The following is a 22,804-nucleotide window of genomic DNA, read 5'->3' as shown; positions in this document are numbered from 1 at the left end:
TAAAATTGGCCGCTGCATCGAAAAACTCCATTGCTGACAATTTATACTCCTATACGCCAAAGAAGCGCCAGTGCTTACACACTGGCGCTTCCCGTCAAACTCGATGCGTTCTGCTATTTAGGAAGGAAGACACTAAAGACAGAGCCTTCCCCTATTTTACTTTCAACTTCAATCCATCCCCCGTGCGTTTCCGAAAGAGCTTTCGCAATCGAAAGCCCGATCCCGGTGCCGCCCGTCTTCCTTGCCCGGGATTTATCTGCCCTGTAAAAACGCTCAAAAATATTCTCTAAATGTTCTTCGGATATGCCGGGTCCTGTATCAGCGACAGAAAAACGGACCATATCCCCGGTGTCTTTAACGCCAAGATGGACAGTCCCTCCATCAGGTGTATACTTGATTGCATTTGATATCAGGTTGCCCATAATTTGCATGAACCTGTCCCGGTCAGCTTGGAATGGTATTGTTCTTTCCGGATCATCTGCTGTGAACCGGATCTCTTTTTGGGCGGCCTCCACTGTGTAATGATCTTTTAAGAAATCCAGCAGCTTTCCTGCATCAAGTATTGTTTTATTCAATGTGATTTCCGGGTTTTCAGCTGCCATCAAATCATCAAGATCATCAACCATGCGGACAAGCCTCATCAATTCCCCGTAACTTTTGGAAAGACGTTCTTTTGTTGGTTCAAAGACACCATCCTGAAAAGCTTCCAGGTGGGTGCGCAAAGTTGTGAGCGGGGTTCGCAATTCATGGCTGAGGTCATCTGTGAATTGCTTGCGCAGCTTTTGCTGTTCATCAAGAGACTGGGCAAGGCTGTTTACCGCCATCCCCACTTCCGCAAGCTCCGTTGACAGGCCATGAAGCGGAACCCTGACTGACAGGTTATTGCCCGTCAATTCCCTCGTCGCATCCCGCACCTGCCTCAAGCCGGATGTGACTTTGCGAGAAAGGAACATGCTGAGAACGACGGCGATGACGATCATCCCGACAGCCGAGCCGATGATATAGCTGTTCACTCTTGCCTTGAACTGAAATTCACCTTTTTCGTAACCTCGGTGATACAGAATCTGCATCCTGGCAATCGGCTTGCCTTCAAACTCAATCAAACGGGTTTCTGAAGTGATATCCAGATTTGTGAAATCGGGTTCCCCTTCTTCCTCCCTCATTTTGGCGATATCCTTCACAAGTGAAGTGGAATCTACAATTTCCCGATCATTTTCATCATATATTTGATAAAACAGGCTCTCAGTCATCGCCTGATAAGGCAGCATCGTTGACAAACCCTTATCGCCTATTTCCCCGGTTTCTTCATACTGAGACTTCAATTGCCCGATGACCCGCTGTATTTCATCCTCGCGTTTGTCATCAAGATAATCGGCGAAACAATCATCAAAGGCGAGCCGGAATGCATAGCTCACAAGCAGTGTCCCGATAATCGAAATAAGGATAAAGTAAAAGAGTATTCTAGAATGTAATGTCCGGAGCATCACTCTTCCCTCCAAACCGGTAGCCGATGCCGAAAACCGTCTGGATATATGCAGGGTTTTTCGTATCGATCTCAATTTTTTTCCGGAGATTTTTAATGTGGACATCAATACTCCGTTCGTATCCTTCGTAGTAGCCATCTTCCTGGATTTGTTCCAGCAGCTTCATTCTCGAAAAAGCGCGCCCGGGATATTTCGCCATTTCAAGGAGCAGCTTGAATTCTATCGGGGTCAGCTGAATATCCTCATCCCTGACAAGGACTCTGTTTTCTTTACTGTTGATGACCATGTCCTTCCCGTTAAAACTCATACAGCCTTTCAATGCGAACCGTTCTGTCCTGCGCAGGATTCCCTGGATCCGCACTACTACCTCCTTCGGACTGAAGGGTTTTACAATATAATCGTCCGCGCCAATCACAATGCCGTTGATGCGGTCTTCCTCTTTCGTTTTGGCTGTCAACATCATGATCGGTACATCCGACACTTCCCTGATCCGCTGGCAAACTTCCTCGCCGCTTATATCCGGCAGCATCAAATCCAGCAAAATGAACTGGTAGTCATACTTGCTGAACAGCTCTAGTGCATCTGCTCCATTTTCCGCTGTATCCACCTCAAATCCCGCATTTTCCAGATACGCTTCCACAGCTTCAATTATCATCGGTTCATCGTCAACAGCTAATATCCTCATTATATGTTCCACCCTTTTCTCTATCTTGGATTCTTTTTATGTTAATAATAATCAGGCAGCCTTTATCTACCGGCTTTTGCCTTTAATCATGGCTCTGTTAAACGCTAGTGTTGATTTCCGTTGCAGGTACTCGCTTTCACCCAAGGGCACAAGGGCGACATCTGTTCCTGCTTCCCTTCGGTCGCACTCACAGTGTCTTCTTTGCCGCGGGGCGGGCGGTGAGCCTCCTCGTCGCTCCGCTCCTGCGGGGTCTCACCTGTCCCGCTAGTCCCGCTGGAGTCTCGCACCTTCCACTACAATCAACTAGTGTAAAAAATCAACATTGAGCTTTAACACAGCCTTAATCATAAAACTGTATAATCAGTATACTGACAGGAGTAAACGAGTGAAAAGATTAATTGAAGGAAATATAGCGATTTTGTGAATATAACACCATGCTTTTCCTGTTTCATCCAAATCAAGTAACTATTGATTCAGCAAAACCACTCTGGCAGCAATTGAGTGAACTCCAAATCTTTTCAAAACTTGCCGTAAAGATTATAATCAATAAATATGAATATTAGATGAATACGAAGAGAAAAGGAAGGGGAATGGGAATGCTTACGCCAATAGTGTGGGTCATATTGGGAATGGCAGCCGTCACCTATATTCCGCGGGTGCTGCCTTTTTTCATTATGAATCCTGATCAAATACCGCCCTTGCTTCAGGGGATGTTGAAAAACGTCCCCTATGCCATTCTTGGGGCATTGATCCTCCCTGGAATCCTGACTGTGAACGAAAACATGCTTTTCGGTGCGATCGGCGGGATTGCCGCTTTTGCTGCGGCCTATTTCGGGTTCAATTTGATTTTTGTCGTCATTACGGCGATCGGGGTTCTTTCGGTCTATTCTTATTTCTCGTCATAAAAAATTAGCTTCCATTAAATTGTCCGCTGCTTGTTCTTGATACAATGCGGTTTTAAACTATGCTGCCGCTAATGTCCTGACTTTAATCAGATTAGTCTTCCATCGTGTCTCTGGAAAAAGCAAGTACTTGCAGTGTAATTCGGCTGCCGTGTTTAACTGAGCCAAAAATAAAAAACAGCGGGTTCCTTCAGACTGTGAACCGGCTGTTTTTTTTTTGCATAAGAGGGAATAAAAGGTTTTAGAGGGTATACTTTGTTATATTACAAAATTTATACATTTTTTAATCAAAACTTATACTAAAAAGAAGAGACCTTTCGTACGATATAAATTATACCTTGAGGATAATCACAAATTCATAGTGTGATTAGGAGCAAGCAAAGGAATTATTATCGAGACGGAGGCACAACATGCTGGCACTAGTACGAAAAAATAAAAAGAAAAACATACAAAAAGGATTTCTGCATCATGCAGACGCCATGGATGTGACCATGGATATTCGTGACGAATCATTCCAAGCAAAGCTTTTTATGATCCATTTTTCCCAAGAAGATCTGAAAACGGTCAAAAGCCTCTACCCTTTAGTGGAAAGACATATCGATGAACTAGTAGAACACTTCTATGAGACGGTATTACAAGTGGAGGATTTAAAACGAATCATCAGCTCGCACAGTTCTGTCGAACGGCTTCGAAAAACATTAAGAAGCCATTTGCTGGAATTGTTCAGTGGCCGGATTGACGAGGCCTTCCTGGAAAAGCGCATGCAGGTAGCCAGGACCCATTATTATATCGGCCTTAAACCGGCATGGTATATGGGAGCTTTCCAAAACTTGCAAAACAGGCTCTTTTCCATACTATTTGCGGAAATCGAAGGTAAACATGAACTGGAGATGCTGACAAAAGTCGTTTCAAAAATTTTGAATCTTGAACAGCAGCTTGTACTTGAAGCATATGAGCATGAAAACACAGAAGCTCTAGAACGGAAATATGAAGAAGTAAAAGAGGAATTGAAAGGAAAAATCCTCGAAATCAGTGCGGAACTGGTCGCACTGTCAGAACAAACGAATGCCTCAGTTGAAACACTCGTCTCCAGCAGCAATGAAGTGGGAGAAATCGTTCATCACACTCGGCAGGAATCACACAATGCAAGCACACATGTCCTGGAAGGCCGTCAACGCCTCGGCGAGCTGGTGAATTCAATCGAATTGATCATGACTCAGACTGAAGACATGAATAAAATGATGGATGAATTGAATCATGCTTCTCTTCGCATAAATGACGTCATTAAAATGGTCCAGGAAATCGCGGAGCAGACAAACCTGCTTGCCTTGAACTCAGCAATCGAAGCGGCACGGGCGGGCGAACACGGCCGCGGATTTGCCGTCGTCTCTACTGAAGTGCGGAAACTGGCAGAACAAACGAAAACATCAATCGGCAACATCCAGGACCTGATTGCAAATTCCACGGTGAACACCCGCAAAGTCGTTGAATCTTTGCAATATGTGAGGGAAGCGGTTCTTGCCGGGCAGGATACATCCAAAAAAACAAATGAAGTATTTGAAAAAGTGATCGAGTCCATGAGTTCAAGTGCTGAAAGCGTCGACAACGCCACCGAACACATTGAATATCTTGTGCACACCATCAAAGAAATCGGACATGCGACTTCAGGAGTGGCCCGTTCAGCCGAGCACTTAAATGAAACGGCTAATTTTGCGTGACGAGCATTCTTTCAATATCTGAACTGGGCGCCCGGAGAGTTAGCGGGCGCTTTCTGTTTTCCAGCTCTTATTCGCATCAAGCTCATCAATCGTGACATTCATCTGCGAACATCGTTTCTTCCTTTCTGTCAATGAGGAACACTTTATTTGATGGACGGTCTTTTTTGGTTATGCGACTCATCGAAGTGTTTAATGAGGATGACGATTCCCGCAATCTGTAAGTTTAATCAACATGTTCTTCAAGTTTAATTCCGCCTGACAAAACCCTCTTGAACAAACAGAAACAGCACACCAATTCAATGACAGGTGTGCCGTTTCTTTCATATCTCTTTTGCTAAACGGGGCATATTTTACTCTGACGGGTCAATTTCAAGGGCACTCCGCCGGCCCTCTTTCCATGCCTTGAATTTTTCCAGATCATTGTTCACCTGCGCCAACACAAGGCCAAGGATAGCCGCATCATCAATGAGTCCTGTGGCAAACAGGAAATCCGGGACCGCATCGGTCGGCAGTACCAAATAAAGGAGACCGCCAACGACCGTTATCATTGTTTTTTTGCTGACATCGCGGTAATCCCCATTCAGATAGGCGCGAAGCAGCTGGATCAGTAATTTGGATTTTTCGCGGATATCTCGGAGGATTCCTTTGTTGCCGGCTGACTTTTGTTCCGCTTTATCGGCAAGTGACCGGCCTTTTTTCTTATCGAATAAATATTTCACAGCCTGTTTTTTCATTAGTGCAAATATGGCTCTTTTTCCTAAGATGGCGATTCACCCCTTTACGCTCAAATCATAGTGAATGATAAAGCTTCAAGTATTCGAGTGAAGAGGCATTCCAGCTGAAGTCCAGTTCCAGCGCCCGTCGAGCCATCCGTTTCCACACTTGGGGACGTTCATGATACAGATGTATTGCCCGCTCTATTGTGAACAACAGTTCGTGAGCATTGTAGTTGGCGAATGAAAACCCATGCCCTTCGCCTGTAAAACGATTATGGGGCTTTACTGTATCTTTCAGACCGCCTGTTTCACGGACGATCGGCAGACTTCCGTAACGGAGGGCAAGCAGCTGGCTGATGCCGCACGGTTCAAACACGGAAGGCATCAGCAGTATATCGGATGCACCGTAAAGCTTACGGGCGAAACTGTCATCAAACATCAAGTGAACGGACAGGTTTTCACGGAAATGTTCCCCTGACTGCCGGAATCCTTCTTCATAACGTTTTTCCCCTGTTCCGAGGACGACAAACTGCATATCAAGAGAAGCCATTTCAGCCATGACGTGGAGGATGAGGTCAATCCCTTTCTGGTCTGTCAGGCGGCTTATGAGAACAATCATCGGCTTATTCCGGTTTTCCTCCAATCCAAGCTCCCTCTGCAGCTGTACTTTGTTTTGCGCTTTCGCCTCCAGGTCGTGTTCATACTGGACATAGAGGCTGCTGTCCGTATTCGGATTATATAGATCGGTATCGATGCCGTTCAGGATGCCGGTAAGTTTTCCATTGTGCTTGCGCAGCAGGCCGTCGAGCCCTTCGCCGTAATACGGCGTCTGGATTTCTTCAGCATACGACGGGCTGACAGTTGTAACGGCATCCGAATAGACAATGCCTGCCTTCATGAAATTCACGTTGCCATAGTATTCAACACCGTCCGGATGAAAATACATATTGCTTAGATCATACAGGTCATGCAGCACGCTGTGCGGAAATACCCCCTGGTAACGGAGATTATGGATCGTAAAAACGGTCTTGATTTGCTGATAATCGGGATGATAGCGGTAATGGGCCTTCAACAGCAGGCTTGCCATTGCGGTCTGCCAGTCATGTAGATGGAGGACATCCGGTTTTTTTTCCAAAAACGGGATGATCTCGAGAATGGCCCTGGAAAAAAAGGCGAACCGCTCGCCGTCATCATAATAACCATAGCTGTCAGGGCGTTTAAAATAATATTCGTTATCGATGAAATAGTAAAGAACACCGTCTTTTTCAAGCGAAAACAAGCCGCAGTATTGATTACGCCAGCCGACCGGAACTGTCAGGCTTGCAATATACGTCATGTCCTCTGCAAACTGTTCTGGAATGGAAGCGTACTTCGGAAGGACGACCTGGACATCAGCGCCTTCCTTCGCCAGTTCTTTCGGGAGCGCACCAATCACGTCGCCAAGTCCCCCGGTCTTGCTGAATGGATACCCTTCTGATGCTGCAAATAATATGTTCATGGAATGCCTCCTGACTTATGTATGGATTATAGCAGGACTCTTCTTAACCACGTGACCGGCTTTTCACATGCTTTAAGGAAAAGCCGGGCTTTTCGGAGGGATGCTCAATTAACCGATGACTCCACTACGCTCGATTTGGCGATTACTGACGGTAAATCTTCTGCGCCTTTTACCTGCTGTCCTTTCTGTACTTTCGTGTCTTTATCAAGAATGGCGTTTTCAACATACGCCCCTTCCTGGATTTCAGTTTTCTGCATGATAATTGAATTTTTGACGACTGCCCCTTTATGGACCTTTACACCGCGGAAAAGGATGCTGTTTTCGACGGTTCCTTCAATCGTACACCCGTTTGCCACCATTGAATTATGGACATCCGCTGTTCTCCGGTACTGGGCCGGGGGCTCGTGTTTTACCTTTGTATAAATAGGCCGGGTTGTGAAAAAGAGCTGCTGGGAAATGTTCGGATCGAGAAGTGCCATGCTTTTCCGGTAATAGCTGTCGATTGAATAAATAAGAGGAGCATAGCCGCGATATTGCCAGGCCGCCACGTTAAGCCGGTCAAGGTTGGGGATCAGCACACTCTCAAGGAAAGTTGAATTTCCATCTGATTCTACCTTTTCGATAAATTCCAGCAGCAATTCACGCTTGATCACGAAAGTCTGCATATAGATATTGTCGCCTTCGTAAGGGATGGTGTTCCGGTCAATTCGATGAACGCGGCTTTCCTCATCAATTCCGAGCACCGACAGAGAAGGCAGTTCGTTCGTTCCATTATCATATTCCGTATAAGCAACGGTAATATCTGCGCCATTGTCCTGGTGGAACTTCACAATTTCGTTAAAGTCAACATTCCAGACGAGATGGCCCTGGGTGGCAAGCACATATTCTTCCTTGCTCCTTTTGAAATAAGAGATGTGTTCTTTAAACAGATGAAAATCTCCCCTGTCAGAACTTTTATCCGAACCTGTCGGCGGCAGAATGAAGAGGCCTTTATTTTGGCGGTCAAGATCCCATTCTTTGCCCGGGCCGAGATGATCCATCAATGAACGGTATTTTCTCAATGTGAAGATACCGACATTGAAAATTCCGCTGTTCACCATGTTTGAAAGGCTGAAATCGATCAGCCTGTATCTTCCCCCGAAAGGTACGGAAGCAAGGCTCCTCTCTTTTGTTAACGTCCCGAGGATTTCAGGTTCATTGCCGAGATTGATTACGCCCATCACATTTTTCATATATGCTGACATCCCCTTTCAAAAGTTATTCAAGAAGTAAAACCAAAGGAAACGGCCGGCTTTTATGCCCTCGTCATTTTACCGCTTGCAAAAAGTGTTATTTCACTGTCTTTTTCCCCTGACCCGATGACAGCGCCGTCTTCGATGACCGAACCGCTCTCGACGATCGCACGGTTTATCGTCACATTCGCCCCGATCCGGACATTTGGCATGATGATGGAGTCTTTGATTTCTGAGCCCAGACCAACGTGGACACCGTAAAACAGAACAGAGTTTTTTATATTTCCGTATACGACACAGCCTTCATTTACAAGCGAACACGTGACGCTCGCTTGCTTTGATAAATAGTGGGGCGGCTGATTCGGATTCACCGAATAAACTTTCCACGAACGGTCGCCCATTTTGAGTTCGTCCTCATCCTTCAATAAATCCATGTTTGCTTCCCAGAGGCTTTTGATTGTTCCGACATCCTTCCAATAGCCTTCAAACCGGTAAGCAGACAGCAATATATCATCATTTAGCATAGCAGGAATGATGTTCTTCCCGAAATCATTTTCCGAATTCGGGTTTTCTTCATCTTCTTTCAAATATTTTCTAAGTGTTTTCCAGGTGAAAATGTAAACCCCCATCGAAGCAAGATTGCTCTTCGGATTCGCAGGCTTTTCATCGAATTCAACGATTTTCCCCTCTTCATCAGTGTTCATGATGCCGAACCTGTTCGCTTCGTCCCACGGCACTCCCCGAACGGCAATCGTAGCTTCTGCTCCACTCCTCTTATGGGCCTGCAGCATTTTTTCATAGTCCATTTTGTAGATGTGGTCCCCTGAGATGACAAGAACGTATTCCGGATCATATTGTTCGATATAATAAATGTTCTGATAGATCGCGTTGGCCGTTCCCTTGTACCATTCGCCGCCTGTTTTGCCCTGGTAGGGAGGAAGCAGCGCGACTCCGCCGTTTTTCCTGTCAAGATCCCAGGCGCTGCCGATTCCTATGTAAGTGTTAAGCACAAGCGGCTGATACTGGGTCAGCACCCCGACTGTGTCGATTCCCGAGTTGGTGCAGTTGCTTAATGTGAAATCGATGATCCGGTATTTTCCGCCGAAAGGAACTGCCGGCTTTGCGAGGCTGCTCGTCAGTTCTTTCAGCCTCGTCCCCTGTCCCCCGGCAAGCAGCATCGCAATCATTTCTTTTTGTGGCATTAAGATTACCCCTTTCTCGTTGTTTTCGGTTTTTGCTTATGCGGTTTCGGCCTTGAAGGCTGCTTTTTCAGAACAACAGCGGCGAGCGGCGGAAGTTTGATGGCTATACTGTATGAAAAGTCACGGTACTCCGCCTTCATTGTTGGAATGGTCGGATTGTGCAGGCCAGAACCTCCGTATTCCTCCAGGTCACTGTTGAAAACTTCCGTATAGCTTCCGCGCGACGGAACCCCTATCCGATAGTCCTCATGCACGTTTGCGGAAAAGTTGAAGAGGTGTATAGTGTAATCACCTTTCCGCTTCCCTTTTCTGATGAATGAGAGAACCGATTTTTCGGCATCATCGGCATTTATCCATTGCAGCCCATCCGGCTCATGGTCAAGCCTCCATATGCTGCTTGCACCAGTATAAAAGTGATTAAGGGAACGGACAAAACGGTGGAACTTATAATGGTAATCGTAATCCAGAAGATGCCAGTCCAGCTGTTCTTTATCTTTCCATTCAGCAAACTGGGCCAGTTCCCCGCCCATGAAAAGCAGCTTCTTTCCCGGATGTGCCATCATATATGAAAACAGTAATCTCAGATTCGCAAACTTTTGCCAGTAATCTCCCGGCATCTTATCGAGAAGGGACTTTTTCCCGTGGACAACCTCATCATGTGAAAAGGGCAAAATGTAATTTTCTGTGTACGTATATGAAAACGAAAAGGTAAGCTGATTGTGAATCTCGCTCCTATGATCAGGGTGATAATCCATGTAGTGGAGGATATCATTCATCCATCCCATATTCCATTTGTAGTTGAAGCCAAGGCCGCCTTCGTGGACAGGAGATGTCACACCTTTCCAGTCAGTCGCTTCCTCTGCCGCCATAAGCGTATACGGAAACCGGCCAAATACTGCTTTATTGAGCTGTTTTAAAAACGCAATGGCTTCAAGGTTTTCATCTCCGCCGAATTCGTTCTTAAGCATAAGCTGTGCATCGGATCCGTGGTTGAGGTAAATCATGTAGGAAACAGCATCAACTCTCATGCCGTCGATATGGAACATCTCCATCCAAAATAGTGCATTTGAGATGAGGAATGACCGGACTTCCGGTTTGCTGTAATCGAAGTTGTACGTTCCCCAGTTCGCCCTTTCCCCACGTCTTTCATCCGCAGGCTCATAAAGCGGTGTTCCGTCGAATCGGCCAAGCCCGTGTGCGTCTTTACAGAAATGGGCGGGCACCCAGTCAAGGATTACGCCGATCGCCTCCTGATGGCAGCGGTCCACAAAGTACATGAAATCCTTCGGTGTTCCATAGCGGCTCGTCACAGCGAAATACCCGGTAAGCTGATAACCCCAGGAACCGTCAAACGGATGCTCGGCAATCGGCAGCATTTCAATATGGGTATATCCGAGTTCTTTCACATAAGGAATGAGTTCATCTGCCAGTTCGCGGTATGTATAGTGGGTTCCCTCGGGCGTTTTTTTCCACGTGCCCGGATGGACCTCATAAATAAGGACAGGTTTTTCATAAACCGGTTTCTGTTTTCTCTCTTTGATCCAGTTCCGGTCCTGCCAATCATAACCCTCAAGACCGTATACCACGGATGCTGTATCGGGCTTTTTTTCGGCAAAGAAAGCATATGGATCGGCCTTCAGGATCCGCTCGTTCTGTTCTGTGATCAATTCGTATTTATAAAGCTCACCTTCCGTGAGGCCGGGAATGAACAGCATCCATAATCCGCCGCTGATCCGATCCATTTTATGCCCCGTGCCGTCCCAGCTGTTGAAATCTCCGACGACCGCGGCCTCTTTCGCATGTGGTGCCCAAACGACGAACCGCACACCTTCTGTCCCTTCCGCGTCCAGGATATGGGACCCCATCATTTTCCAGCTTTCGTAAAGTGTTCCTTCATGAAATAAGTAAATATCTTCTTGCGATGGCATCACTGATTGCATACAAGCACCTCATCTGATAATTTGCTGAGAATTCAAGCAGCCGGGGTTGCATTTACCTATTCAACCCCATTCATTAAAATTTCCGCCGTACCGTTTTTTTTTACTGTTTTCAAATGGGGCATTGATTTCCGCTGCAGGTGATCGTATCGGTACGGGCGGTGAGCCTCACCATCGCTGTTCCAATGGGCTCTCACCTGTCCCGCTGTTCCCGCAGGGGTTCCGCATCCCCGCACCAATCAACCGTCACGGCACAGAGTGTGTTGTCCAATACGACAATAAATACAACCATCATCCAGAAAATAGCCGTCTTATAAAACCAATCCGAAAATCAATGTGAAACAGGCCCATTCTGCACTCTCTCGTTTCTATTTCTATCATTATCAGAAGTTTCCTTCTTTTCTGAAAAACTGTAAGCGCTTAAGTTTTTATGCTCATCAAATTGTCACAAAACCCGTGGGGATGTGACATGTTTCAACAAAGAATACATGGCCTTTCAATAAAACATATTTTCTTTTTCATACCCTGATTCCTTTTTTTGAATCCTTCTTTTTCCAGCAATGCAGGCAGGCCCAGTGTTCATATAAATTCTCAACAAAAATAAAATTCCTTTTAGCGCATTAAACACCAAGAAGAACAGCGGGCCAACTTTCAAAAATGATGGTCTGCTGTTCTTGTTGGTATTAGGATATAAGAGTAACAAATGCATCTTCTGTTAAACATTTCTTACCCGGATTTTCGAAAAAAACCTTTTAAAATAGTAGTATTGTGGAATTAGGAAAGACTTACGATACTAGCATGTTGAAATGGGAAGTTGATTTTCGCTGCAGGACCTCGCCTTCACCACGGGCCCAAGTGCGACATCCGTTCCAGCTTCCATCCTGCCGCACTCACGGTGTCTGCTGCCGCGGCGCGGGGACGGTGAGCCTCATCACTGCCCTTTAAAAAAGAATCCGCTGTTAAACGGATTCTCTGTGGTCTGCTTTTTGTTCCTGTCTTTCGGCAAAGCGCCGGGATGATTCATAGTTTTCAACGTGTTTGATTCTGTCGTGCAAAATATAGGTGAGGGCGACTGCCCATGCAAGCGGGTTATTGCCGTTTGGCTTCCCAGTACCGCCGATGTAGAGTTCTGGTATATATCCGTTGTCCTGAATGACCGTTTTTGTTTTCTTCCAGTATTCAAGAATTTTATCCTGCCGGCCGAGAAAGCTGTAGCAAAGACCCAGCCATGGAAAGCCGAAGCACCATTCCGCCTCGCTGCCTTCATTATAATACATGTCATCCTTATACCGGATGCACCCGTAGGTCCGTTCCAGCTCATCAACCACATTGGCGATGATCGTTTGAGCCTTGTCGCGGGAAACGATTTGATAAGGATAGATGAGTGACAGCAGGGCGAGATCGACATCCTTTGTCTCACTTTCGCGCGGAAGCATCCTGTCAAGCGTGCGCTGGCCTTTTTCGATCAGATGAGGCGGCACATCAACAAGCAAACGGACCGCCTTCAGGCCCGCTACGCATGCGCCGACGCTTGAAGCATGGACTTCCCGGTTTTCCTCCCACATTCCGTTATCTTCGTCATGCCAATACTCCACACAATCCAGATACGCCACCAGCTTTTGCAGGATATCCCTGTCTTTTTCATCTCTGATCATCTGCTTGCCGTGCCGGACCCCTTCTCCTACGCCCCATAAAAATGCCCCGATGGCATCATGCTGGGCATGCCCCCATTCCACTGGGATTTCTGTCAGCTTTTTCGAGTAGCGGGCATGAATATGCTCATATAAAAAAGTCGGCTTTTGCCTCGTATGAATATCGATTTTCCATTCGTACCTTTTCAGCATATCAAAAAGGGCATAATAGGCTTTTTCGTATCTGGAGCATTGTGATGAGAGGTACGGCAGGACTGAATAGCAGACGTCCCGAATCCAGACGTAATCATAATCAGCGGATAAACTTGCGGTATATGCACCGTTTGGCAGCCGCATGGAGTCAAGAACACCCAATAAGGTCGATCCCTTCATATTTTCTTCCTCTTTCTGCTTAGTTTTCATTTTTTTACCCCATTTTCATACAGTTTAACCAATTATCCCTTGTTACTTATCATATGCAATGAAAACAACCCTGTGAATACGTTTTCACAAAAAACGGACAACACTTCGCCCAACAGGCAATCAGCTGGACAAAATGCCGATTGGAGCAGTAAATATTATACCGGCAGATGGGGAAATTTGTGCAAAGGGACAAAAAATAAGAGGCTGGGGAGTTGCGGTTAACAATGAAGTGCCTGGCAATTGCGACGCAATTGCCAGGCACTTCACTTTGTCATAATGCAGATTTTTCAAGGTAATCAGGCTTGTGGATGGTTATTGTTTTATGATCGAAAGTCAGGATGCGGTTATCTTTAAGCTGTTTGATGACATCGCTCACCGTTTTTCTTGAGGTTCCGGAGATCTCGGCGAGGTCTGTGGATGTCAGCGGGCAATTGATGATAATTTTATCTTCTCTTTTGTCGCCGACACTTTCCATCAAGTAATGGATGATGTGGACGACCCGGTCCTGGGCGGTTGCGTTTGTAAGCAGCTGAAGTCTAGCTTCGTGGAGTTCAAGGGTGCGGGAATAGCTTTGCAGGATCAGGACAAGCTGCCTTGCGTTATGGCGGATCAAATCCTCGAAAAGCGCGGCAGGAATGTAAACTAGCGTGATGTCAGTGACAGCTTTTGCGGAATAAATGTATGTTTCGCTGGAGAACAGTCCCTCGATCGGAAACACATTATTCGGACCGATAAAATGGTTATAGGAAAGCGTCGCGCTTTCGTTTTCTTTATGGAGTTTCACATAGCCTTCCATCAGAAAATAGATTTTCTCGCGCGGATCCCCTTCAGAGAATAAAAGCTGGCCTTTTTGGTATTTCCGCCAATATGCGTATTGTTCATATACAGCCAGTTCTTTCTCTGTAAGCGTTGAAAAGCAATCAAACTTTTTCAGCAAGCTTTTAAGATTCTCAGGTTTCATCAGACGTATCGCTCCTTCCTGGCTTGATACCCCTTTCCACTTCATTGTAACAAGCGTTCCCACCTTGACCGCAGTTGTTTGTGGACGTTTTTTGTCTGGTTTTTTATAGACAGTAGAGTATCTTTATGCGCACTGGCGTAAAGCCCCTGTCTGGTGAATCTTTAGGCAAAGACAGAGTCGCAGCTGCCCTTATAATCTGTAAATACACGCTGCAGCCACCCGCTTCCCTGCTTGCCAAGTCCTAAAAGGTGAAGTGAACTCGCTGATTGGCGTGTCTTCAGGCGAGGACAGGGGCGCAGCTGCCCTTATCTATTTTCTTAAAATTTACCGCTGTGTCTAACTACTCCCTTGCTGACAATTTATACTTTCTTAAACGGGAACAAAAGAGCATGGCGCCCGCTTAGCGGCGTACGCAAAAGCGGGGGGAGCAGCTGACCCGCATTCCATTACGATGCAGATCAGCACAGCCTGAGTACCTTGGGGATGGAAATTTGCACGTTCTTCCACCGGTTCAAGCAAACCGACAGCCAAAACCGCGCTGTTTACTCATAATACAGGATCACTCCAACCATTTAGGCCCGGTAACCTGCCGGATTTGTCTCATTTTATAAAAAACGATTACTTTTCTTAGTATTTCACGCCAGATGACTGTTCCTTTGCGCCATATCCCCGGCTTTTCACGCCGTATGCGAACAACCGCAATCAGGGGGATGCACTTTCGCGCGGAATCCCGTTTCTTTCACGCCAAACGATCACTGTTTCACGCGTAATCTCCCATATTTCATGCCGTAGAAGCCAACTTTCACGCCGGAGCAGCTGTTTCACGCCGTTCAGCCCGGTTTTCACGCCAAACCGGCTCCTTTTTTCATGCATGGCGACAAACCCTGGCTCGCACCTGGACACTCGAAATGCGCAAGGCGCCCGCTTAGCGGCGTACGCATAAGCGGGGATCACCGCAGGAAGGCGGTTTCCCTTCCGGAGGGGATCACCTCTTATGACGATAGCCGCTGGCGACTGGAGCTGGACACTCGAAATGCACAAGGCGCCCGCTTAGCAGCGTACGCATAAGCGAGAATAACCGCAGGAAAGCGTTTCTTCCTTCCGGAGGGAGAGTTGTATGAAACTTATGCTTTCTTCCTTATCAAAAAAGAAAACCCGGACGAAAGCCAGGTTTCCTTAAAAATCACGGGATTCTCCCCCTAAATCAATACCGCTCCACCCATCAGGACGATGACGACAACGGACAGGATAATCAACAGCTTCCACACATGCTTCAGGTAACGGTCATAAGGAATCCGCGCAATTGCAAGCGCGCCCATGACCACACCGGAAGTCGGAGTGATTATATTAATGACGCCTGATGCGGACTGATAAGCAGTAATGACGATATTTCTGTCTACACCGGCAAAATCACCGAGCGGCGCCATAATCGGCATTGATAATGTCGCCAAACCAGAAGTTGACGGCACAAGGAAAGACAGCGGCAAGTAGAACAAGTAAGTCAAGGTCGAAAATGCTACAGGTCCAAGTGATGCGAGCGTCTCTTCCCCCCAGTGCAGCACAGTCGCCGTCATGCCTCCATCATTCATGACAACTGTAATGCCGCGTGAAACACCGATAATAAGGGCAACAGCCAGAAGATCTTTCGCGCCTTCAACAAACGTTCCGACAAATTCCTCTTCATTCATTCTGTAAATCAGCGCGACGACAATCGACGCGAACAGGAATAAAAGTGTCAATTCGCCGAACCACCAATCCCCGAATGGCGGAATTGCTCCGATGACGCTTCCGATAACAGGGATGCCGAGAATGGCATTGTTAATGTCTTCAAACAGCGTAATGTTGAATTTCCACGCCCAAGGAATGACTGCTAATATCATCAGGAAAAAGGTGATGCCAAACACCCAGAGGACCGCTTTCCGTTTGCCGGTGAACGCGAGAACGTCCCCTTCCATTTCTTCACTCAAAAAATGCTCCCTGTTGGTTTCTCTCATATCCGCTACGAGCGATTCGTCCGGATCAGCCTTCACTTTTTGCGCATATCGCATAACAAAGATTATCGCAATAATAAGACTCGTCACGAGAATAAGCAGCCGCAGCAAGAGGCCGTCCCCGATTGAAATACCGGCAAAACCTGATGCGATGCCCGTTGCAAATGGATTGACTGTCGATCCGAGCACCCCGACCCCCGCTCCGAGCAGAACGATTGATACGGCTGTCATCGTGTCATAACCGGCAGCGATGATGACCGGAATGATCAATGGATAAAACGCGATCGTTTCTTCAGCCATCCCGTAAGTCGTTCCCCCGAGTGCGAACAGGGTCATCAAAATCGGGATCATAATGTGTTCCCGACCTTTCAGTTTTTTGACGACACTCCCTATCCCTGCATCGATGGCGCCCGTTTTCATGACGACAGCAATGAATCCGCCGATGACAATGACGAACAATGCGATATCCTGCGCATCAAAAAATCCTTTTATAGGAGCGTACAGTACCTCCCAGATTCCCTGCGGGTTTTGTTCAGCCCCGCTGTATGTTCCAGGTACAGGTTCCATCGTATCTGCTTCAGGATCTACATATTCATACTGCCCTGCAGGTACAACCCAGGTCAAAAGTGCAACAGCTGCAATGATAATAAATAAAATGGAGAATGCGGTCGGCATTTTAAAACGTTTCATCGATAACCCTCCTTATCCCTGCGTCAATTTATAAATCGCTTTGGCATATATGTGCATGGCTTTCCTGTAATCCTTCAAAACGATATGTTCATTCGGCTGATGTTCAACCTTCTCATTCCATGGAAACAGGGCGCCAAAAGCAACGCAATTATCAATGGCACGCGCATATGTTGCGCCGCCTGATGAAATCGGCTCAGATGAAGTATCACCGCTCTCATCCCGATATACTTCCAGCAGCGTTTCAATTAACGGGTGATCGAGCGGGTGATAAATGGATTTCAGCCAATCGAACTCTTCATAGTCCAGTCCGAACCTCGAGGCTGCGCTGGACAACTTTTCAACCACTTCCTCCTTTCGGACTGTAACCGGTATCCGGATATCGATGGACAGCTGTTCAAATTCTTCATTGAGCATCATTTTGCCGATATTGAACTTCAGCTTGCCGGAATGCTTATCTTCACAAGTCCCAAAAATCGCTTCGGCATGAGGATCATCTTCTGCCAGTTCTGCGATGAAGCGGATTGCTTTTGAATCAAATCCCGCATTGTAGAGGGCGATGGCCAGCCGGCTTATTGCATTTACGCCTTTTTCTGCCGCCTGTGCATGCGCCGCTTTTCCGATAACCTCCAAACCATCGTGTACCTCGTTGTATGGGTAACCTTTCTTATCGAGTTCAGCCTTGATTCGTTCCTGATTGTCCCCACGGTAAATGATGCTGTCGGGAACCGCGTTGAACGCTGAGCCGCCGGAGATGCGGAGTGTTGATGTATTTTGTGCTGTCAAGTGAACCTGGAGCAGGCCCTTTTCCGCATATACAAGCGGAAATACCGAATCAGGCGTGAACCCCATATGTGGAGCCTCTTCTTTTTCCTTGTATTTTTCCATGCAGCGCCATAACGTCTCCTCGTCTGTCCCGAAAATAAAACGAAGCCGTTTATGGAACGTTACACCCTGATCCATTAGGGCCCGGGCGGCAAAAATTGAAGCGATGACGGGCCCTTTATCATCCTGAGTGCCGCGTCCGAATAATTTTCCTTCCCGTTCTGCAGGATCAAAGGGCCCGGTGTCCCAGTCACCAATACTCCCTGGCGGCACAACATCAAGATGACCCAGGATCCCGGCCATTTCACGTCCTTCACCGATTTCCGCATACCCGTAATATCCTTCTGGATCCTGATATGTCCTGAACCCAAGCCGGCTGCACAATTCCAGCACGTTCGTCAAAGCTTCTCCAATCGCTGTTCCGAATGGCGCCGCTGGTGCCGGATCCCCAATCACACTGGGAATGCGGACAAGTTCTTTCAGCGCTTCTATACTTTGATTCTCAATCTGTTGGAGAGATTGCTTCAGCTTCGCTTCATCAAGCAATTTCATTTGCTTCACCACCAATGCTTGCTTTCTTCATTCATCTCTTCTAGTGAAAAGTGATTTCATTATCATTGTTGCAATCTCCTAAGGGAGAGTAAATTCTGAAGCAGGTACAGGGACATGCTGGCCTATGCATTGCTAGGGATGTATAGCATAGGTTCTTTAGGCTCACCATGGCCGCTTAGGTGTGTTCCCTACTGTCCCCCCATTTCGCAGACGTTTAATAATCTTTTCTGAATCCTCACCGTTTGGAGAATTTCTCAAGCCAATCAACAGAATTTTGCCCCTATCAAAAGATAAGGAGGAACCCCGGCTTGCCGCCGGGCCCCCTTTCTTCAGCTGACCTGCTCTGCCGTTTTCATGATGCGTGTGCCGGCCAGTCCGTAAAGTGCTTCATAAGCTTTATCAAGCGATGTGATGACTGCTTCCCTGCCCGGGCGGGATTCAGCGAATTTGACAGCCGCTTCAACTTTCGGGAGCATACTGCCAGGTGCAAATTCCCCGTCATCTATATACCTTCTGATCTGTTCAGGAGAAATGTCATCCAGCCCTTCCTGGTCCGGCTTATTGAAATGGATGGAAACCTGGTCAACTGCGGTCAGAATGAGCAACATGTCGGCCTCTACCAGTTCAGCCAGCTTCTGTGAGGCGAAGTCCTTGTCGATGACAGCTTCAACACCGATCATACCTTCCTCTGTCTCTACCACCGGAATACCTCCGCCGCCGACACCGATGACAATATGGCCGTTATCAACAAGTTCATTGATGATCGATGCTTCACTGATGCTGACCGGCTGGGGGGACGGCACGACCCTGCGCCAGCCGCGGCCGGCATCCTCTTTAAAGGTAAGGGATTGTTCCGTCATCAGTTTCCTTGCCTCTTCCTCCCCGTAAAAAGGGCCAATCGGTTTCGTAGGGTTCTTGAATGCCTCATCTTTGCTGTCAACGACAACCCTTGTAATGATTGTCGCCGCTTCTTTTTTAATGTTCGCCTGTTTTAGTGCCAGATCGACAGCATTTTGCATCCAGTAGCCGATCATCCCCTGACTCATCGCTCCGCATGTATCAAGCGGCATTGCCGGTGTCTTCTCGCTGTCGGCCGCTTTTTGCTGAAGGAGCAGGTTTCCCACTTGCGGCCCGTTTCCATGAGTAATGATGATGTCAAACCCGTCATCTATTATTTTCACCAGCTGTTTGGCAGTTTCAACAAGTGCCTTTTGCTGGGCTGCCGCCGTGGCATCCCCCGACTGGATTGCATTGCCGCCCAGTGCAATCACTATTTTTTTCTGTTTCATATTTTTATCACCTCAACATTCAAATACAATACTAAGCCCGTTTTTACAGGTCGGCGTTAGTGGCCGCCATGACAGCTTTAATGGTATGCATCCTGTTTTCCGCTTCATCGAACACAAATGAGTGGCGGCTGCGGAATACTTCATCTGTCACTTCCAATTCGGCAAGACCGAACCTTTCATGCATGTCACGGCCGACCTCCGTATTCAAATCATGGAAAGACGGCAGGCAATGGAGGAACATGACAGCTGGATTATTTGTCTTTTCGAGCATGTCCATATTTACCTGATATGGTCTTAAAAGGTTGATCCGTTCTTCATACTGGTCTTCTTCGCCCATTGAAACCCAGACGTCCGTGTAGATAACATCTGCATCTTTAACCGCTTCATCGATGCTCTCTGTCAGAGTGACCACCGCACCTGTCTCTTTCGCTGTATCTCTTGCATACTCCACAATTTCATCAGACGGCCAGAGGCTTTTCGGTGCACATATCCGGATGTCCATTCCAACTTTGGCACCGCCGATCAGCAGACTGTTGCCCATATTGTTGCGGCCGTCTCCGACATAAACGAACTTCACACCCTCAAGTCTGCCAAGCTGCTCTTTTACTGTCAGGAAGTCGGCAAGGATCTGTGTCGGATGAAATTGGTCTGTCAAACCGTTCCATACAGGGACACCGGCGTGAGCGGCAAGCCCTTCAACCGTCTCGTGTTTGAAACCGCGGAACTCAATCCCATCGAACATGCGCCCTAGAACGATTGCTGTATCTTCAACGGACTCTTTCTTGCCGAATTGAATATCATTTTTGCCGAGATACTCCGGATGGGCACCGAGATCGGCGCAGGCCACCGTAAAAGCGCAGCGCGTTCTCGTTGACGGCTTTTCGAAAAGCAATGCAATGTTCTGCCCTTCAAGATAGCGGTGCTGGATGCGGTTTTTTTTCTTATCTTTCAAATCTGCTGCAAGATCAATCAAATAGTTGATTTCGGAAGGGGAAAAATCCTTCAATGTGAGAAAGTTTCTTCCAGTCAAATCAATTTTTTCAGTAACAGCCATTTAAAATTCCCTCTTTCATTTGAATTTTTTTGCAGTCAATCAAAGAAACAGCTGATTTAGAGGTCCTCGCGCATTATCGGCATGCTCATGCAGCGCGGTCCGCCCCTGCCCCTTGAAAGTTCGGAGCTGAGCACTTCAATCACTTCGATGCCATGCTGGCGCAGCAGTTCATTGGATACATAGTTCCGGTCATAAGTGACAACGACCCCAGGTGCGATTGCAAGGGTGTTCGATCCATCATTCCACTGCTCCCTTGCTGACGCGATTTCATCACCGCCTCCGCACGGTATAAGAACGATGTCATCAAGACCGAGCACCTCTTTCAGCGTTTCAGTCAGGTTGGTGCGGGTACTGATTGTAACCGAATCTTCATCTTCTCCTTTTTCAAGGATAAAAATATTCATGTCTCCATTCGGGCCTTCAATCGCAGGATGAATCGTAAATTTATCATGATCGACCATCGTAAAGACGGTATCAAGATGCATGAAAGCACGGGTCTTTGGAATTTCAACCGCCATTACTCTCGTGATTTCTTTTTGTTTCTTGAACAAATTTACAGCCAGCCGTTCAATCGCCCGGGCAGAGGTACGCGCACTTACGCCTACAGCAACAGTATCCTTACTCAGCACCAGCTCGTCCCCGCCCTCAATCGCAAACTCAAAATCCCGGTCGGTCCAAATCGGAATATTGTGGCTGGCAAAACGCGGATGGTGATGGATGATATAAGAAAGGAACATTGACTCCCGCCGCCGTGCTCCTTCTCTCATTCTATTGATGGTAATGCCGTCGCCGATCACAGCAGCCGGGTCGCGGGTGAAATAAAGATTCGGCATCGGGTCGAGATAAAACGGGTAATGGTCCGGCATCATTTCATACAGATGCTTTTTTTTCGAAGAAGGAATTTCTGACTTCAATATCCCGGACATCACTTTATCTACAAGCCTGTCAGGTGTCATCGCGAGCAGGTATTCCCTCAGCGTCAAGTAGGATCCGTTCACATTCGCCTTTGATTCCGCAAGAATCTGTTCCACGAACTTTGTTTTGATTTCCTCACTATGAAGAGCTTCAGCAGCCAGCGTTTCCAGGTAAAGAACTTCAATCCCTCTGTTCTGCAGCGTACTTGCGAAATAATCATGTTCCTTCTGGACAGCAGGTAAAAAGGGAATATCATCAAAGAGCAGACGGTGCAGCCATTCAGGCGTTAAGTTTTCCACTTCTTTGCCTGGCCTATGCAAAAGCACTGTCTTTAACTCCCCGATTTCCGATGTAACATGGAGCGGGTGTTTCATAAAAGATGCCTCCTTTTCAAGTACTGTTATCCTCTACAGCTTTTATGATAGCCCCAATTGGAACAACGGAAGTGAAAGCGTTTACAAAGGAACTGTGTAAAATTTCTCACTTTGTTAAATGTTCATGCAAGATAATGAATAAAACTTGTATTGTTTTAATAAACGTCCATATACCAGCGTTTCTCTGTTGTATAACGATAGAATGTGTCGGATTTTTGAACAAAAAAGAACTATTATTCAGAAAATAAAAAAGGAAGATGCCGGATTCCCAGCAAAAAGCCCGGCACCTTTTTTCCAGTGCCGGGTTTTTTGCATAAACGAAACAGTTATATAGGTTTCACTAGTACAGTTAACAATGAAGTTTCGTTCCAGCTGAAAATTCTGCGCCGCTTATGCCAAACAGGTAAAGAAACGCCTATATAGAGAAACCTCTCCGATTGGCGAACCTGCAGGCGAAGACAGAGGGCAGCCGCCCTAAAAAATTGGCCACTGTGAAAAGAACAAATGCGCAACGCGCGCGCCTAACGGGGGTACCCGCAGGAAGGCGATCTTTCCTTCCGGAGGGGATCACCGCTTATGACGATGGCCGCTGGCGCCTGGAGCTGGACGATTCCCTTCTGTCTTTTTATCCACAACGCTTACATTTTATAATTCCCTTAACAATAAGGCTCTGTTAAACGCTAGTGTTGATTTCCGTTGCAGGTACTCGCTTTCACCCAAGGGCACAA

17 protein-coding genes and 1 pseudogene are annotated in these 22,804 nt (G+C 47.0%); 3 read left to right on the top strand and 15 right to left on the bottom strand.

Features of this window, described 5'->3' with window-relative positions; translation table 11 throughout:
• Positions 1-113: 113 nt before the first annotated feature.
• Positions 114-1,484, bottom strand: coding sequence for a sensor histidine kinase (locus A4U59_RS16615; RefSeq protein WP_066174860.1), 1,371 nt, complete (start codon positions 1,482-1,484; stop codon positions 114-116).
• Complete coding sequence (locus A4U59_RS16610) at positions 1,462-2,169, bottom strand: response regulator transcription factor (protein WP_211274960.1); 708 nt, start codon at positions 2,167-2,169, stop codon at positions 1,462-1,464. The genes A4U59_RS16615 and A4U59_RS16610 overlap by 23 nt, the downstream gene beginning before the upstream one ends.
• Before the next feature lie 596 nt (positions 2,170-2,765).
• Between A4U59_RS16610 and A4U59_RS16605 the strand changes: the two genes are divergently transcribed.
• The 3 genes and pseudogenes from A4U59_RS16605 to A4U59_RS22630 all read left to right on the top strand — a co-directional run bounded on the left by A4U59_RS16605 (position 2,766) and on the right by A4U59_RS22630 (position 4,789).
• Positions 2,766-3,074 (top strand): AzlD domain-containing protein, encoded by a 309-nt coding sequence (locus A4U59_RS16605; RefSeq protein ID WP_066174858.1) that lies wholly within the window; start codon positions 2,766-2,768, stop codon positions 3,072-3,074.
• Between the two features lie 407 nt (positions 3,075-3,481).
• Positions 3,482-4,027 (top strand): annotated as a pseudogene (locus A4U59_RS22635) (protoglobin domain-containing protein); the annotation flags it as partial.
• 255 nt (positions 4,028-4,282) lie between these two features.
• Entirely contained in the window at positions 4,283-4,789 is a 507-nt protein-coding gene (locus A4U59_RS22630; protein WP_425388921.1) for a methyl-accepting chemotaxis protein, read from the top strand.
• Positions 4,790-5,139: 350 nt separating this feature from the next.
• On the opposite strand, the gene A4U59_RS16595 is transcribed toward A4U59_RS22630, so the two are convergent.
• The 13 genes from A4U59_RS16595 to arcA form a co-directional block, all read right to left on the bottom strand.
• Positions 5,140-5,523, bottom strand: coding sequence for a YkvA family protein (locus A4U59_RS16595; protein WP_066174854.1), 384 nt, complete (start codon positions 5,521-5,523; stop codon positions 5,140-5,142).
• Positions 5,524-5,578: 55 nt separating this feature from the next.
• On the bottom strand, positions 5,579-7,003 hold the full coding sequence (gene glgA / locus A4U59_RS16590; RefSeq protein WP_066174853.1) for a glycogen synthase GlgA: 1,425 nt from the start codon (positions 7,001-7,003) through the stop codon (positions 5,579-5,581).
• 104 nt (positions 7,004-7,107) lie between these two features.
• Positions 7,108-8,235 carry a glucose-1-phosphate adenylyltransferase subunit GlgD gene (gene glgD / locus A4U59_RS16585; RefSeq protein ID WP_066174852.1) on the bottom strand — a complete coding sequence of 376 codons (1,128 nt, stop codon included), beginning with the start codon at positions 8,233-8,235 and terminating at the stop codon, positions 7,108-7,110.
• A gap of 62 nt (positions 8,236-8,297) precedes the next feature.
• Positions 8,298-9,437 (bottom strand): glucose-1-phosphate adenylyltransferase, encoded by a 1,140-nt coding sequence (locus A4U59_RS16580; RefSeq protein WP_066174850.1) that lies wholly within the window; start codon positions 9,435-9,437, stop codon positions 8,298-8,300.
• Positions 9,438-9,442: 5 nt separating this feature from the next.
• Positions 9,443-11,377, bottom strand: a complete 1,935-nt coding sequence (glgB, locus tag A4U59_RS16575; RefSeq protein ID WP_066174847.1) for a 1,4-alpha-glucan branching protein GlgB — start codon at positions 11,375-11,377, stop codon at positions 9,443-9,445.
• A gap of 956 nt (positions 11,378-12,333) precedes the next feature.
• Positions 12,334-13,398 (bottom strand): glycoside hydrolase family 15 protein, encoded by a 1,065-nt coding sequence (locus A4U59_RS16570; RefSeq protein WP_083270910.1) that lies wholly within the window; start codon positions 13,396-13,398, stop codon positions 12,334-12,336.
• 301 nt (positions 13,399-13,699) lie between these two features.
• Positions 13,700-14,452: a Crp/Fnr family transcriptional regulator gene (locus A4U59_RS16565; protein WP_211274959.1), complete on the bottom strand. Its 753-nt coding sequence runs from the start codon at positions 14,450-14,452 to the stop codon at positions 13,700-13,702.
• Positions 14,453-15,091: 639 nt separating this feature from the next.
• Entirely contained in the window at positions 15,092-15,262 is a 171-nt protein-coding gene (locus tag A4U59_RS21450; protein WP_157888211.1) for a hypothetical protein, read from the bottom strand.
• Between the two features lie 326 nt (positions 15,263-15,588).
• On the bottom strand, positions 15,589-17,070 hold the full coding sequence (locus A4U59_RS16560; RefSeq protein ID WP_066174845.1) for a YfcC family protein: 1,482 nt from the start codon (positions 17,068-17,070) through the stop codon (positions 15,589-15,591).
• Between the two features lie 12 nt (positions 17,071-17,082).
• Complete coding sequence (locus A4U59_RS16555; protein WP_066174842.1) at positions 17,083-18,444, bottom strand: M20 family metallopeptidase; 1,362 nt, start codon at positions 18,442-18,444, stop codon at positions 17,083-17,085.
• Positions 18,445-18,773: 329 nt separating this feature from the next.
• On the bottom strand, positions 18,774-19,733 hold the full coding sequence (arcC, locus tag A4U59_RS16550; RefSeq protein ID WP_066174841.1) for a carbamate kinase: 960 nt from the start codon (positions 19,731-19,733) through the stop codon (positions 18,774-18,776).
• Between the two features lie 43 nt (positions 19,734-19,776).
• Positions 19,777-20,787: an ornithine carbamoyltransferase gene (gene argF / locus A4U59_RS16545; RefSeq protein WP_066174839.1), complete on the bottom strand. Its 1,011-nt coding sequence runs from the start codon at positions 20,785-20,787 to the stop codon at positions 19,777-19,779.
• Positions 20,788-20,843: 56 nt separating this feature from the next.
• A complete protein-coding gene (arcA, locus tag A4U59_RS16540; protein WP_066174838.1) occupies positions 20,844-22,076 on the bottom strand; it encodes an arginine deiminase in 1,233 nt (410 codons plus the stop codon).
• Positions 22,077-22,804: the final 728 nt, after the last annotated feature.

It is taken from the genome of Bacillus marinisedimentorum, assembly GCF_001644195.2.
GTDB classification, from domain to species: Bacteria; Bacillota; Bacilli; order Bacillales; family Bacillaceae_O; genus Bacillus_BL; species Bacillus_BL marinisedimentorum.
This window is presented reverse-complemented; position numbering and strand designations above follow the sequence as displayed.